The organism is Streptomyces aculeolatus (genome assembly GCF_020400605.1).
Classification (GTDB): domain Bacteria; phylum Actinomycetota; class Actinomycetes; order Streptomycetales; family Streptomycetaceae; genus Streptomyces; species Streptomyces aculeolatus.
This window is the reverse complement of record NZ_JAINRD010000017.1, coordinates 41,674-55,125: the sequence shown is the minus strand read 5'-3', so window position 1 is coordinate 55,125 and position 13,452 is coordinate 41,674. Positions and strand designations below refer to the sequence as shown.

Sequence of the window (13,452 nt, the reverse complement as noted above, 5' to 3'; positions counted from 1 at the left end):
CGTACGTGCTCGTGTGCGTTCACACGTTCCGTCGCTTCGCGATTCGACCGGAGCGGCCCCTTGTGCTGCCCGGAACCCGTCTTCCGAGCAACGGAGCTTTCAGGTGCACCCGAAAACTGTTACCCCGGCGCGCGCATGGCTGGTGCTGTGCTGCATGGCCATGCTGCAGTTCCTCATCGCGGTCGACGTGACCGTGGTCAACGTCGCGCTGCCGTCGATCGGCGCCGACTTCGCGGCGGACGACCGCCGGCTGACCTGGGTGGTCGTCGGATACACGATCACCGGCGGCGGGCTGCTGATGCTCGGCGGCCGGCTGGGCGACGTCCTGGGCCGGCGCCGCGTCCTGCTGTCCGGCACCGCGCTCTTCGGCCTCGCGTCGCTGCTGGCCGGGCTGGCGCCGTCGTTCGGCTGGCTCGTGGCGGCGCGGCTCCTCCAGGGCGCCGGCGAGGCGGTCGCGCTGCCGGCGGCGATGGCGGTGGTCGTGCTGATGTTTCCCGAGGGGCCGCGCAGGTCGCGGGCGCTGAGCGTCTGGGGGGCGGTGGCCAGTTGCGGCCTCGTCCTCGGCTTCGTGCTCTCCGGGGTGATCACGGAGCTGTTCGGCTGGCGGTGGATCTTCCTCGTGTCCGTACCGTTCATCGTGGTCGTCCTCGCGGCGGCGCTCCTCCTCGTACCGGCCGATCCGCCCGCGCGCCGCACCCCGACCGACCTGCCCGGCTCGCTGCTGCTGACCGCGGCGCCGCTGCTGTTCGCCGTCGGGGTCGTGGAGGCGGGGGAGGAGGGCGGCGCGCTGCCGTGGCTGCCGCCCCTCGCCCTGGCCGGTGCGGCGCTCGCGGCGGTCGCCTTCGCCGCGGTGGAGCGCCGCTCGGCCAACCCCCTGGTGCCGCCGGGCTTCTTCCGCAACGGCCCGCGGGTCATGGCGAACCTGGCCACGGCGCTGCTGAGTGCGGCGCTGTCGACGTCGTTCCTGCTGTTCACCTACTACTTGCAGGACCACCTGGGCCTCAGCCCGCTCGACGCGGGGCTGACGATGCTGCCGCTGGCCCTCACCCTGATCGGGGCGTCGGTCCTCGTACCCCGGCTGCTGGGCCGCTGGGGGGCGCGGATGTGCGCGCTGACCGGGATCGGGTTCACGGCGCTGGCCCTGGTGGTGCTCGCGTGGGTGACCCACGCCGGCGGGGGGCGGGCGGCGACGGTCCCGGCGATGCTGCTCGTCGCGGCGGGGCTGGGGTTCGGGATCATCGGCCTGCAGTACGCGGCGGTCAGCGGGGTGACGGAGGACGACGCGGGCATCGCCTCGGGCGTCCAGCGGGCGGCGGACCAGTTGGGGGGAGCGACGGGCGTCACGCTGTACGTGGGCGTGGGGTTCGCGCCGGGGCTGGGCGCTGAGAACCCGTTCGTGACGAGCAGCGCGCTGGCGGTCGGCGGGCTGGCGGCGGCGGGGGCCGTGGCGTGGCGGATGGGGGCGGGCCGGGCGGTGCGGTAGGCGGCCGGGGGCGCCGGGCCCTCCCACACCCGGCGCCCCCGCACCCCCGCTCCCGCTCTCGCACCCCCGCCTCCTGGACGGTGCGCGGGCAGAGCCTCCTCATCCCTCCGTGGCCCAGGCGGGCTCCGCGGGCTCCTCGGCCGGGGGCGCGGTGAAGCGGCGGGTGGCCGCGGCGACCGCGAAGGCCGCGACGGCGATGCCCAGCGCGGTGAGGACCGCCGCCTGGACCGGGAAGCGGTCGATCGCGACGCCGCCCGCGAACGAGCCGAACGCGACCCCGGCGTTGATCGCGGAGGCCGGCAGCGACTGCGCGAGCCCGCCGCCCGGCCCGGCCAGGCCGACGACGCGGTACTGCAGCGAGGGCGCCATGCCGAAGACGCAGAGGCCCCACACCAGCATCGCCGCGGCCACGACGACCGGGTGCGCACCGAGGACGTACAGGGTCAGCAGGGTGACGGCACAGCCCGCGGTGCCCGCGACCAGGGTGCCCGCGGCGTTCCGGTCGGCGAACCGGCCGCCGCCGAAGGAGCCGACGGCCGTCGCGGCGCCGTACGCGAGCAGGAACACCCCGGCCGCCGCACCGGAGACGCCGGTGACCTCCGCGAGGAACGGCACGATGTACGTCAGCGCCGCGTAGGTGGAGGCGAACACGAGGAAGCACAGGCCCAGGACGGCCAGGACCCGCGGCGCGAACGCGTGCCGGGCCTGGTCGGCCGCGCCCTCCTTCGCCGGCGGCACGGACGGGACCAGCGCCACCGCCGCGGCCGTGGCGGCGCCGGCGAGCACGATCACGGCCGCGAACGTGCCGCGCCACCCGAGGAGGTTGCCGGCCACGGTGCCCAGCGGCACGCCGAGGGCGGCCGACACGGAGACACCGGAGATGACCACCGCGATGGCGCGGCCCGCCCGCTCCGGCGGGACGCTCGCGAGGGCCACCGCGAACGCGGTGGCGTCGAAGAGCCCGGCCGCCGCACCGGTCAGGGCCCGGCACGCGAGCAGCACGCCGAAGCTGCCGGTCGTCACCGCGACCACGTTGCCCAGGATGAACACGAGGAGCGCGCCGACGAGGACGGTGCGCTTGTCCAGCCGCATCGTCAGCGCGGTCAGGAGCGGCCCGCCGAAGGCGAGGCCGAGCGCGTACGTCGTCACCAGCGCGCCGGCCGAGGAGACCGGGACGCCGAGGTCGCGCGCCATGACGTCGAGCACGCCGACCACGAGCAGCTCCGCGCCGCCCATGACGAACATGCCGAGGAACAACGTGCCGAGCACGCGGTTCGACCGCCGCGAGCCGCGGGAGCCTGCCTGGGTATTCACGGGTCCTCCTTCCGGTGCGGCGGCACCGGGTGCGCCGCCGCTGCCCCGTGGTCGGCGGCGTGTCCCGGAACCGGACACGGGACCTGGTGAAGAATCGGCCGGAGGCGGCATGTCCGGTCCGGCGCGGTGGCGACGACCACGGGGCGGACGGTGGGACGACGGGTCCCGCCCGGCGAGGAGGAGCGAACCGTGAAGTACCTGCTGATGGTCTACGCCTCGACGGAGGACTGGGAGGCGCTGAGCGAGAGCGAGCGCGCGCGGGAGGACGCGGAGTACGAGCAGCTGCTGGCCGACTGCACGGCGTCCGGCGAGTGGCTGGCCGGCGATCCGCTGGCCGGCCCGCCGGCCGGCCGGGCGGTCCGGGTCCGCGACGGGCGGACGCTCGTCACCGACGGCCCGTACCTGGAGCTGAAGGAGCACATGGCCGGCTACTGGCTCGTCGACTGCGAGTCCATCGAGCGCGCGGTGGAGATCGCCGCCAGGTTCCCGGACGCCCGGCACTGGGGCGTCGAGGTCAGGCCGCTGCTCGGCCCCGGCGGCGCGGCGGACGCGCTCTAGCCGTGGTCACCGAGGCCCGGCTGGAGGAGCACCTGCGGGAGCTGCTCCCGCAGGTGCTGGGCGCGCTCACCCGCCGTACCGGCGACTTCGACCGGTCCGAGGACGCGGTCAGCGAGGCGATGCTGGCGGCGGCGCAGCAGTGGCGGGCCGAGGGCGTGCCGGCCGACCCGCGCGCCTGGCTGGTCACGGTCGCGAGCCGCCGGCTCACCGACATGTGGCGCTCGGAGTCCGCGCGCCGCCGCCGCGAGCTGCGGACCGCCGAGGCGGAGGCGCGGCTGACCGGCCCGGTGGAGTACGGGGCGGACGACACCGCCGACCTCCTCTTCCTCTGCTGCCACCCGGACCTGTCGCCGGCGTCCCAGGTGGCGCTGACCCTGCGGGCGGTCGGCGGGCTGACGACCGCCGAGATCGCGGCGGCGTTCCTGGTGCCGGCCGACACCATGACGCGGCGCATCTCCCGCGCCAAGCAGGCGGTCGCGGCGGCGGGCGGCGGGTTCGGGGTCCTCGACGCCGCGACCAGGTCCGCGCGGCTGCCGAGCGTGCTGCGGGTGCTCTACCTGATCTTCAACGAGGGCTACGCGGCCGCCACCGGCGACCGGCTCGCCCGGGTGGAGCTGTCCGGCGAGGCGGTCCGGCTGACCCGCCGGCTCCGGGAGAGCCTGCCGGAGGAGCACGAACTGGCGGGCCTCCTCGCCCTGATGCTGCTCACCGACGCGCGCCGCCCGGCCCGTCTCGACGCGGACGGCGGGCTGGTGCCCCTGGAGGCGCAGGACCGGAGGCTGTGGCGGCGCGAGCTGATCGACGAAGGGGTCGCGATCCTCACCGGCGTCCTGCCGCGCCCGCCGACCGGCCCGTACCAGCTCCAGGCGGCGATCGCCGCCGTCCACGACGAGGCCGGGCTGGCGCGGGACACCGACTGGCCGCAGATTCTCGGGCTCTACCGCTTCCTGGAGCGGCTGGACCCGAGCCCGATGGCGCGGCTCGGCCGCGTGGTCGCCCTCGCCATGGTCGAGGGCCCCCGGGCCGGCCTGGCCGCCTGCGCGGAGCTGGCCGGGGAACTGGGCGACCACCACCGGTTCTTCGCCGTACGCGCCCACCTGCTGGAGGAGTCGGGGGAGTCGCGGGCCGCCGTCCGCGCGTACCGCGAGGCGGCACAGCGCACCGCGAGCCTGCCCGAGCGCGACTACCTGACCCGCCGCGCCGACCGGCTCGGCGCCGGACCGCACTGACGTGCCGCGCCTGCGGCGGGGCGGTGCCCGGCCGCAGGCGGCTCACGCGGCCCGGCCCTGCTCAGCGGTCCCGGGGAAGTGCGCCGAGGAGACGGCTGCGGACGGCTTCCAGCGCGGCGATCTTGTCTTCCACGTCGGCGAGCCTGTGCGCCATGACCCGCGCGCTCGCGGGACAGACGGGACCACCGCTCATCTCCTCGTCGAGACAGGGCAGGAAGGCGCGGACGTCGTGGGCGGTGAGGCCGAGCGAGAGCAGCAGCCTGATGTTGCCCACCTGGCCGACCGTCGCCTCGTCGTACTCCCGGTACCCGTTCGAGGCCCGATGGGGGTGCAGCAGCCCCTGCTGCTCGTAGTACCGCAGGGCGCGAACGGTGGTGCCGGCCCTGTCCGCCAGTTCCCCTATCCGCATCGCGCCATCCCTATCCGGCCGCACCCAGCCCGCCGTCGACCCGGATGATCGTACCGGTGAGGTAACCGGCTTCGGGGCGCGCCGCGTTCACGATCCACCAGGCGATCTCCTCGGGTTCCGCGATACGGCCGAGGGGGATCCGGGCCCGGAGCTTCCTGCCCTCCTCGGCTATCTGCTCGTCCGAGAACCCGGCGTGGGTCAGCACCGGCGTCGCCGTTATCCCGGGCGCCACCGACACCACGCGAACGCCGCGCCGGGCCAGCTCGACGGCCCACGTGTGGGTCAGGTGGTCCAGGGCCACCTTCGTGGCCCCGTAGACCGAGTTGCCCGGCCAGCCGTAGTGGGGCGGGATGGACGTGATGTTGACGATGGCGCCGCCGTCCTCCAGGTGCGGCAGGGCATGTTGGGCGAGGAATACCGGGGCCAGGAGGTTCGTGGCGATCTGTGCCGCGGCGACCTTGCGGTCGATCGCGCCGAGAGGAGCCGGACGTGTGATCGCGGCGTTGTTGACCAGGACGTCGATGCGACCGAACGCCTCCAGCGCGGCGGCGACGACGTCGGCCGGGGCATCCGGCTCGGCAACGTCGGCCACGCACGTCCGGATACGCGGATGTGATGCGGCGGTCTCCGCCAGGCGTTCGGCGGTCCGGCCGACGACGAGGACCTCGGCCCCCGCGGCGGCGAACAGCCGGGCGGTCGCACGGCCGATCCCGGTGCCTCCACCGGTGATGACCACTGCCCGGCCGTGGAGGGAGTTCGTCTCTTCCATGGCCGGGACGCTAAACCCTGACCCCGGCGTCAAGGTCAAGGCCAAGGTGCCGCATCGGACATCGAATCCGGCGAACCCCCGCGGTCGGCGCCGGCATTGTCCGACCTGTCTGGCAGGCTGCGTCCGTGGCAGAGCTCATGGGAACCCAGAGACCGGCGCGCAGGATCCTCGACTGCGACGAGGCGATCGCCGTACTGGAGCGCGTTGTCCCCGGGCTGGTGGAACTCCGCCGGCGGGAACCGGCCGTGTTCGACTGGCGGGCGGTCGAGGAAGGAATCGGAACGGCACTGCCGTCCGACTTCAAGACGCTCGCCGAGTGGTATCCGGCCTTCGAACTGGACGACTTCCTGGGCGTCTTCACTCCATGGCCGGGGGAGGAAGGCGACTGGGTCGAAGCGAAGGTCAAGGAAGACACGGACTCCGAGTACCCCACCGACCTGCGACCGGCGGCGCTCACCTCGACGCACCTGATGTCCTGGGGGGACTCGAAGGAGGGCGACAGCTTCTTCTGGAGCGTCCTCGGGGACGACCCCGAGCAGTGGCCGGTCACCATCTGCTCCCGCAACAGCCCCTGGTGGCACTACGAGGGCGGAGTGGTCCAGTTCCTGGCGGAGCTTTGCGAGGGAACCCTGGAGCCCTGGGCGCTCCCTCCGGTCCGGCCCGAAGTCACCGGTTGGGGTGTGGCCGGCGGCGGCTGGCGGATGCGGGAGGGGCTGGACTAGGGCCCTTCCCAGGGGGGCATCTGTCCGACAAGGTGGGAATGGCGGTGTCCGCCCAGACCAGGATCCGGAAGAAGCGCTCTGACCGCGCTCTAGCCGCCCGCTTCGACCCGTCCGCCCGCCGCGGCCTCCTGCGGTGTCAGTTCCTCCCCGCGCCGCAGTGCCTCCTCGGCCTCCGCCGCCCCCAGGCCCGCGCGGATCCGGTCCGCCGTCCGGTCCACATCCCCCCGTTCCGCCGGCGGCAGCGGCGCGCCCGTGGCGCGGCGGGCTGCCGCCGCGGCGCCCAGGAGCAGGGCCGCCTCCCGCAGGGCGGCCGGGGTGTCCGTCAGGGTGCGGGCCGCGGACAGGCCCTCCAGGGACAGGGCCAGCGCGCGCGGGTCGCCCGTCGTCAGGGCCGTCTCGTAGCCCTCCTGCTGGAGGGCGCGGGCCCGCGGCGCGTCGCCGCGCAGCTCGGCCACGAAGCCCAACTCGGCGAGGACCAGAGCGTTGGCGCCGTTCAGGCCGACCTCGCGGTGCCAGTCGAGCACGGCGCGCAGATGCGACTCCGCCGCGTCCAGCCGGCCGTCCCGGCGGGCCGTGAGCGCCAGCCCCAGGCGGGCGTTGATCTCACCGGCGCGGAAGCCGATGTCGGCCGCCGCGCGCCGCGCTCCTTCGTGGTGGTCGTACGACGCCGCCAGGTCGTCCGCGAGCAGCGCGGCCCGGCCCAGGCCCGCCAGCAGGTCCACCGCCTGCGGTGACGCGCCGAAGCGGCGGGCGACGTCGAGTCCGTCGCGCCACAGCTCCGTTGCGCGGGCGTAGTCGCCGTGGATCTCCGCGAGCGAGGCCAGCGGGTACACCGTCCACAGCTGGGAACACGCGTCGCCCACGCCCCCGAACAACTCCGCGCTGCGCTCCGCCGCACCCGCCGCCGCGGCCAGGTCGCCCTTCAGCAGCCGCTGCACCGCCCGGTCCCCGAGAGCCGCCGCCTCGCCCCAGCCGTCGCCCTGCTCCCGGAAGGCGGCGAGGGCACGGCCCGTCAACTCCTCGCCCTCGGCCATGCTCCCCGTACCGCACAGCGTGTGCCCCAGGAACCACCCCGCCCACGCCGGGCCCCGCCAGCCCGACATGCCGTCGTCCCCCTCCGCGCCACCGCGGGTCTCGCGCCGCGCGCGGCTCCTCTCGTACGCCCGGACGGCCGCCGCGATCCGCGCCGTACGCTCCGTCCCGTCCCCCGTCAGGATCGCGAACCCCGTCCGCCACACGTCCACCCGCGCCCGCAGCGCCGCTTCGCCGGAGTCGCCGGAGTCGCCCGGGGCGCCCGGGCCGCGCGCGTCGCTCCCGCCGCCTGCCGGCAGCGCCAGCGCGTCCGTCGCCGAGCGCAGCGCCTCGGCGAGGCGACCGCGCAGCACCCAGTACCACCCCAGCGCGTCCACCAGCCGCAGCGCATCCGGCGCGCTGCCCCGGCGCGCCGCCGTGGCCAGCGCCGTACGCAGGTTCGCGCTCTCCGCGTCCAGCCGCTCCAGCCAGGCCAGTTGCGCCGCCCCGCGCAACTGCGGGTCCGCGCGCGCGGCCAGGCCCGCGTACCACTCCAGGTGCCGTGCCTGTACGGACTCCCGCTCGCCCGCCTCGTCCAGCCGCTCCAGGCAGTAGGCGGCGACCGACTCCAGCAGCCGGTAGCGCGAGCCGTCCGGCGCCGCGACCACCAGCGAGCGGTCGACCAGCCGCGCCATGATCCCCAGCACGTCCTGCGCCGCCACCCCGCCGCCCGCGCACACCGCTTCCGCGGCCTCCAGCGTGCAGCCCTCCGCGTGCGCGGCGAGCCGCCGCAGCACCGCCCGCTCCGGTGCGGTCAGCAGCTCCCAGCTCCAGTCGATCACCGCCCGGAGCGTCTGCTGCCGCGCCGGAGCACCGCGCTGGCCCGCGGACAGCAGCCGGAAGCGGTCGTCGAGGCGCTGCAACAACTGGTGGACGCCCAACGCGCGTACGCGCGTCGCCGCCAGCTCCAGCGCCAGCGGGATGCCGTCCAGCCGGCGGCAGATGGCCTCCACCGCCGCCCTGCCCGCCGCGTCGAGCGTGAACCCGGGCGCGGACGCGGCGGCGCGCGCCGTGAACAGCTCGCGCGCGCTGTCCGGGGCGAGGGGCGGCACCGCCCACAGCGTCTCCCCGGCGAGCGCCAGCGCCTCCTGGCTCGTCGTCAGCACGGTCAGGCCGGGCACGCTGCGCAGCAGCAGCTCCACCAATTCGGCGGCCTCGTCGACGACATGCTCGCAGTTGTCCAGTACGAGCAGCATCCGGCGGCCGGCGAGCGCCCCGGCCAGCCGCCCCGCCGTACCGGGATCCGCCTCGCCCGCGGGGCGCCGGCCCCACGTGCCGTCGTCGCGCAGCCCGAGCGCGGCGGCGGCGGTCTCGGCCAGCCGCCCGTGCGCACGGGCCGGCGCGTCTCCCGCACGGACCCGCCCGTCCGCCGTACGGACCCGCCCGTCTTCCGTACGGACCGGCCGGCCGCCCGCGCCCGCCGGCCCGCCCTCCGCGCCGGCCAGCTCCACCAGCCACTCGCCGTCCGGATACGTCCCGCGCAGCTTCTCCATCACCGCCAGCGCGAGCCGCGTCTTGCCGACCCCGCCCGGCCCCGTGAGCGTGACGAGCCGCCGCTCCGCCAGCAGCCCCGCCACCTCCCCGACGTCCTCGTCCCGTCCGACGAGGTCGCCCAGCGGGGGAGCGATGAGGTTCGTCCGCGCCGGGGCCGCCGCGGGCCTGCGCGCGGCGGCGGCCGGTGCGTCCAGCTCCGCGTCCTGCCGGAGCATCGCCCCGTGCAGCGCGGCGAGCGCCGGGCCGGGGTCGAGCCCCAGCTCGTCGGCGAGGCGGGCGCGCAGGTCCTCGTACCCCGCGAGGGCCTCGCTCTGGCGGCCCGCCCCGTACAGCGCCCGCAGATACACGGCGCGCAACTGCTCCCGCAGCGGATGCTGCGCCACCAACTCGGCCAGCTCGCCCACCACCTCGGCGTGCTCACCCAGCTCCAGCCGCGCCGCGGCCCGCGCCTCCGCCGCGGCCAGCCGCTCGTCCGCCAGCCGCGCCACCGCCGGCTGCGCGAACGGCTCCCCGGCGAAGTCCGCGAAGGCGGGCCCGCGCCACAGTGCCAGGGCCTCGTCCAGCAGGGCGATCCGCCCGGCGGCGTCCGGTGCCGTACGGGCACGGGCGGCCAGCCGCGCGAACCGCCGGGAGTCCAGGGCGTCCGGGTCGTTCAGGGCATCCGGCGCGTCGGCGGCAAGGACGAGCTGATACCCCGGGGCGCGCGTGGCGACCAGGTCCCGCCCGCCGGGCTCCGCGGCCTCCAGCACGGCCCGCAGCTGCGAGACCTTCGCCTGGAGCGACCGGGCCGGGTTCCCGGGCGGCTCGTCGCCCCACAGGTCGTCGATCAGCCGCGACGTCGCGACCGGCTGCCCGGCGTGCGCCAGGAGGGAGGCGAGGAGGGCGCGCACCTTCAGCTCCGGTACGCGCACGGGCACGCCGGCGTCGGTCCACACCGCCGTCTCGCCCAGCACCCCGAATCGCATGCCGATCACGGTAACCCAGGCCGCCGACACCGCCCCCGACCTGCCTCGGAGCCCGGGAGGGGCCGCCCCGGGGGACCGGGAGGGCCGCCCGGGGAGACGGGCCCGCACACCCGGCCCGCCCGGCCCCGCACACCCCCCGGGCCCGGTCCGAACAGGACCCGAGCCGGATCCGATGCGGTGCCCCGGACAGTGAGATGCACCGGACGAGGAACCCCCGGCCGGCAGGACCGCGAACGAGGAGCCGCACATGTCCGCCCACACCCACCCGGCGACCACGGCCACCAAGGCCGCCCCCGCCCCCGTGCCCCACCGCCTCACCGGCAGGACCGCCCTCGTCACCGGCGGCAGCCGCGGCATCGGCCGCGCCATCGCCGAGCGCCTGGCGGCCGAGGGCGCCCGCGTCGGCGTGCACTACGCGACCAACGACGTGGCGGCCAAGGAGACCGTCCGCACCATCGAGGCGGCCGGCGGCACCGCCTTCGCCTTCGGCACCGAGCTGGGCCGCCCGGGCGACGCGGCCGCGCTGTGGCGGGAGTTCGACGCCCACGCGGACGGCCTCGACATCCTCGTCAACAACGCCGGCGTCAGCGGCCCGGGCGAGATCCACCAGGTCTCCGAGGCCGGTTTCGACGAGGTGTTCGCGGTCAACGCCAAGGCCCCGTTCTTCCTCATCCAGCAGGGCCTGGAGCGCCTCCGCGACGGGGGCAGGATCGTCAACATCTCGTCGGGCGTCACCAGGACCGCCTTCCCCGCGATGGTCGCGTACGCCGCCGCCAAGGGCGCGATCGACGTACTGACGCTGACGCTCGCCCAGGCCCTCGGCTCCCGCGGCATCACCGTCAACGCGGTGTCCCCGGGGACCATCGAGACCGACATCCACCCCTGGCTGGCCGACCCCCGGGCCCGCGCCCACGCCGCCGCCTTCTCCGTCTTCGACCGCGTGGGGCGCCCCGACGACGTGGCCGACGTGGTCGCCTTCCTCGCCTCCGCGGACGCCCGGTGGGTGACCGGCCAGAACATCGACGTCAGCGGCGGCTCGGGCCTCGGCATCTGAACACGCCCCCCGCGTATTCCCGTTGCGCACACTCCTGGAGAGACCTCATGTCCCACACGCTCCTGGTCGTGGCCCACCCGCGCTCCGACTCCCTCACCGCGCAGGTCGCCGCCGGACTGCAGGCCCGGATACGGGACGGCGGCGGCACGGTCGACGTCCTGGACCTGTACGCCGAACGCTTCGACCCGCGCCTGTACCCCGAGGACGAACCCGACTGGGAGAACCGCGACAAGCGGTACTCCGCCGAGGTCCACGCCCACATGGACCGCATCGCCGCGGCCGACGACATCCTCGTCGTCTTCCCGGTGTGGTGGTACGCGCCGCCGGCCATCCTCAAGGGCTGGATCGACCGCGTCTGGAACTACGGCTTCGCCTACGGCCGCAGCACCCCGCGGCTCGCCGCGAAGCGGATGCTGTGGCTGGGGCTGGCGGGCGCCACGGCCGCCGAGTACGCCCGCGACGGCCTGGACACCGCGCTGGACACGCAACTGCGGGTCGGCATCTCCGAGTACAACGGCATCACCGCGTCGGCGGTGCGGCTGCTGCACGGCACGGAGCTGACGGGCGTGCCCGTACACGTACGGCCCGCGCGGGTGCGGGAGACGCTGGCGGCGGCGGAGGCCGCCCGGCGGGAGGTCCTGGGCAACGGGCCACGGCACCACACCCGGCAGCGCGATCCGCACCACACCCAGCCCCGTCCCCAGCAGCACACACCGCAGCGCGGCACGGCAATCGCGCGCGTGGAGGCCACCTCATGAGCACGAACGCCAACACCCTGACCCCCGACCGCCGCACGCCCCCACCGCGCGCCGGAGCCCGCCAGTGGCTCGGCCTGGCGCTGCTGCTGGTGCCGGTCGCCCTGATGACCGCCGACCTGGGCGTGCTCTGGCTCGCCACCCCGTACCTCGCCGCCGACCTGCAGCCCAGCGGCTCCGAAGTACTGTGGATCACCGACATCTACGGGTTCCTCACCGCGGGCACCCTCGTGATCATGGGCACGCTCGGCGACCGCGTCGGCCGCCGCAGGCTGCTGCTGGCGGGTTCCGCCGGGTTCATGGTCGCGTCGGTGGTGGCGGCGTACGCGCCGAACGCCGCGACCCTGATCGGCGCCCGCGCCGTACTGGGAGTGGCCGGCGCGGCCGTACTGCCCTCCACCCTCTCCCTGATCAGCCACATGTTCGCCGACCCGCGGCAGCGGGCGACGGCCATCGCGATGTGGGTCACGGCCCTGTCCGCGGGCCTGGCGGCGGGGCCGATCGTCGGCGGCGTACTGCTGGAGCACTGGTGGTGGGGCTCGGTGTTCCTGATCGGGCTGCCTGTGATGCTGCCGGTGCTGCCGGCCGCACCGCTGCTGCTGCCGGAGTACCGCGACCCGGACCCCGGCCGCCTGGACCTGCCGAGCGTCGCGCTGTTCCTGGCGTCGGTGCTGCCGCTGGTCTACGCGGTCAAGCACACGGCGGAACACGGCCCGGGCCCGACGGCCGGGCTGTCCACGGCGGCGGGCGCGGCGGCGGTGGCCGCCTTCGTACGCCGGCAGAACCGGCTGGCGGACCCGCTGCTGGACCTGGCGCTGTTCCGCCGCCGGGAGTTCACCGGAGCACTGCTCACCCTCCTGTTGGGCATGACGGCGCTCAACGGGGTCGAGTACCTGGTGCCGCAGTACCTCCAGGCGGTGACGGAACTGTCGCCGCTGGCGGCGGGGCTGTGGCTGGTGCCGGGCGCGGCCGGGCTGGTGGCGGGCTCGCAGCTCACACCGGTTCTGGCGAGGCGGTACCGCCCGGCGTGGGTCCTGGTGGCCGGCCTGCTGATCTCCCTCGCCGGCTACGCGATGCTGACTTCGGTGACGGGCGTCGGCGCCACGGCGACGGGGCTGACGGTGGTCATGTTCGGCGTCGCCCCGATCAGCGTCCTGGGCACGGCCCTCGCCGTGGGCGGCGCACCCCCGCCGAAGGCGGGCGCCGCCGCCGCGACCGGCCAGACGGCGTACGACCTGGGCCTCGCGCTCGGCATCGCGGTGACCGGCAGCCTGGCGGCGGCGGTCTACCGCAACGAGATGCCCTCCGACGCCCCCGCAGAGGCCCGCGACACCGTAGGCGCGGCCCTCGACACGGCAGCCGCCCTGCCCGGCCCCGAACGCGCCGCGGCCCTGGCGGCAGCGGCGAGGGACGCCTTCACGGCGGGCCTGCACACGGCGGCGGCGGCAAGTGCGCTGGTGGCTCTGGTGACGGCGGCGGTGGCGGCGGCACTGCTGCGGCGGGTACCGCCGATCACGGGGGAGGAGGAGCAGGAGGAACCGGAGGAGGAGAAGCAGGTACTGACGACCTGATAAGACGGCCGAAGCCCGGAGCCGAAGAGGCCCCGGGCTCCGCCACGAGGCCCGGGGA

The 13,452-nt window shown here is 75.7% G+C and carries 11 protein-coding genes; 7 read left to right on the top strand and 4 right to left on the bottom strand.

Annotated elements, in window-relative coordinates:
* The first annotated feature begins 154 nt into the window (after positions 1-154).
* Positions 155-1,483 (top strand): MFS transporter, encoded by a 1,329-nt coding sequence (locus tag LG396_RS25200; RefSeq protein ID WP_225796509.1) that lies wholly within the window; start codon positions 155-157, stop codon positions 1,481-1,483.
* Between the two features lie 99 nt (positions 1,484-1,582).
* Here the strand turns inward: LG396_RS25200 and LG396_RS25195 are convergent, their stop codons facing one another.
* A complete protein-coding gene (locus LG396_RS25195; protein WP_225796508.1) occupies positions 1,583-2,797 on the bottom strand; it encodes an MFS transporter in 1,215 nt (404 codons plus the stop codon).
* Between the two features lie 189 nt (positions 2,798-2,986).
* On the opposite strand from LG396_RS25195, the gene LG396_RS25190 reads away from it, so the two are divergent.
* Both LG396_RS25190 and LG396_RS25185 read left to right on the top strand, forming a co-directional pair.
* The gene (locus LG396_RS25190; protein WP_037748935.1) at positions 2,987-3,355 is read left to right on the top strand and encodes a YciI family protein; all 369 of its coding nucleotides are present in this window, start codon (positions 2,987-2,989) and stop codon (positions 3,353-3,355) included.
* A gap of 2 nt (positions 3,356-3,357) precedes the next feature.
* Positions 3,358-4,584: an RNA polymerase sigma factor gene (locus LG396_RS25185; RefSeq protein ID WP_225796507.1), complete on the top strand. Its 1,227-nt coding sequence runs from the start codon at positions 3,358-3,360 to the stop codon at positions 4,582-4,584.
* Between the two features lie 61 nt (positions 4,585-4,645).
* Here the strand turns inward: LG396_RS25185 and LG396_RS25180 are convergent, their stop codons facing one another.
* Together LG396_RS25180 and LG396_RS25175 are read right to left on the bottom strand one after the other, a co-directional pair.
* The gene (locus tag LG396_RS25180) at positions 4,646-4,993 is read right to left on the bottom strand and encodes a MerR family transcriptional regulator (RefSeq protein WP_225796506.1); all 348 of its coding nucleotides are present in this window, start codon (positions 4,991-4,993) and stop codon (positions 4,646-4,648) included.
* 10 nt (positions 4,994-5,003) lie between these two features.
* Positions 5,004-5,729 carry an SDR family NAD(P)-dependent oxidoreductase gene (locus LG396_RS25175; RefSeq protein ID WP_225796601.1) on the bottom strand — a complete coding sequence of 242 codons (726 nt, stop codon included), beginning with the start codon at positions 5,727-5,729 and terminating at the stop codon, positions 5,004-5,006.
* Positions 5,730-5,887: 158 nt separating this feature from the next.
* On the opposite strand from LG396_RS25175, the gene LG396_RS25170 reads away from it, so the two are divergent.
* Positions 5,888-6,484 carry a hypothetical protein gene (locus LG396_RS25170; RefSeq protein ID WP_225796505.1) on the top strand — a complete coding sequence of 199 codons (597 nt, stop codon included), beginning with the start codon at positions 5,888-5,890 and terminating at the stop codon, positions 6,482-6,484.
* Between the two features lie 89 nt (positions 6,485-6,573).
* On the opposite strand, the gene LG396_RS25165 is transcribed toward LG396_RS25170, so the two are convergent.
* Positions 6,574-10,014, bottom strand: coding sequence for an AfsR/SARP family transcriptional regulator (locus tag LG396_RS25165; RefSeq protein ID WP_225796504.1), 3,441 nt, complete (start codon positions 10,012-10,014; stop codon positions 6,574-6,576).
* 247 nt (positions 10,015-10,261) lie between these two features.
* On the opposite strand from LG396_RS25165, the gene LG396_RS25160 reads away from it, so the two are divergent.
* The 3 genes from LG396_RS25160 to LG396_RS25150 are packed head-to-tail and all read left to right on the top strand — an operon-like array spanning position 10,262 to position 13,394.
* A complete protein-coding gene (locus tag LG396_RS25160) occupies positions 10,262-11,068 on the top strand; it encodes an SDR family oxidoreductase (protein ID WP_018853489.1) in 807 nt (268 codons plus the stop codon).
* A 47-nt stretch (positions 11,069-11,115) separates the two neighbouring features.
* Entirely contained in the window at positions 11,116-11,826 is a 711-nt protein-coding gene (locus LG396_RS25155; protein ID WP_225796503.1) for an NAD(P)H oxidoreductase, read from the top strand.
* Positions 11,823-13,394, top strand: coding sequence for an MFS transporter (locus LG396_RS25150; protein ID WP_225796502.1), 1,572 nt, complete (start codon positions 11,823-11,825; stop codon positions 13,392-13,394). The genes LG396_RS25155 and LG396_RS25150 overlap by 4 nt, the downstream gene beginning before the upstream one ends.
* The last annotated feature ends 58 nt before the right edge of the window (positions 13,395-13,452 follow it).

Bases quoted from the DNA above. Each gene is read 5' to 3' on its own strand.
- LG396_RS25155 (WP_225796503.1), top strand. From the start codon at position 11,116: ATGTCCCACACGCTCCTGGTCGTGGCCCACCCGCGCTCCGACTCCCTC.
- LG396_RS25200 (WP_225796509.1), top strand. From the start codon at position 155: ATGGCCATGCTGCAGTTCCTCATCGCGGTCGACGTGACCGTGGTCAAC.
- LG396_RS25165 (WP_225796504.1), bottom strand. From the start codon at position 10,014: ATGCGATTCGGGGTGCTGGGCGAGACGGCGGTGTGGACCGACGCCGGC.
- LG396_RS25160 (WP_018853489.1), top strand. From the start codon at position 10,262: ATGTCCGCCCACACCCACCCGGCGACCACGGCCACCAAGGCCGCCCCC.
- LG396_RS25150 (WP_225796502.1), top strand. From the start codon at position 11,823: ATGAGCACGAACGCCAACACCCTGACCCCCGACCGCCGCACGCCCCCA.
- LG396_RS25180 (WP_225796506.1), bottom strand. From the start codon at position 4,993: ATGCGGATAGGGGAACTGGCGGACAGGGCCGGCACCACCGTTCGCGCC.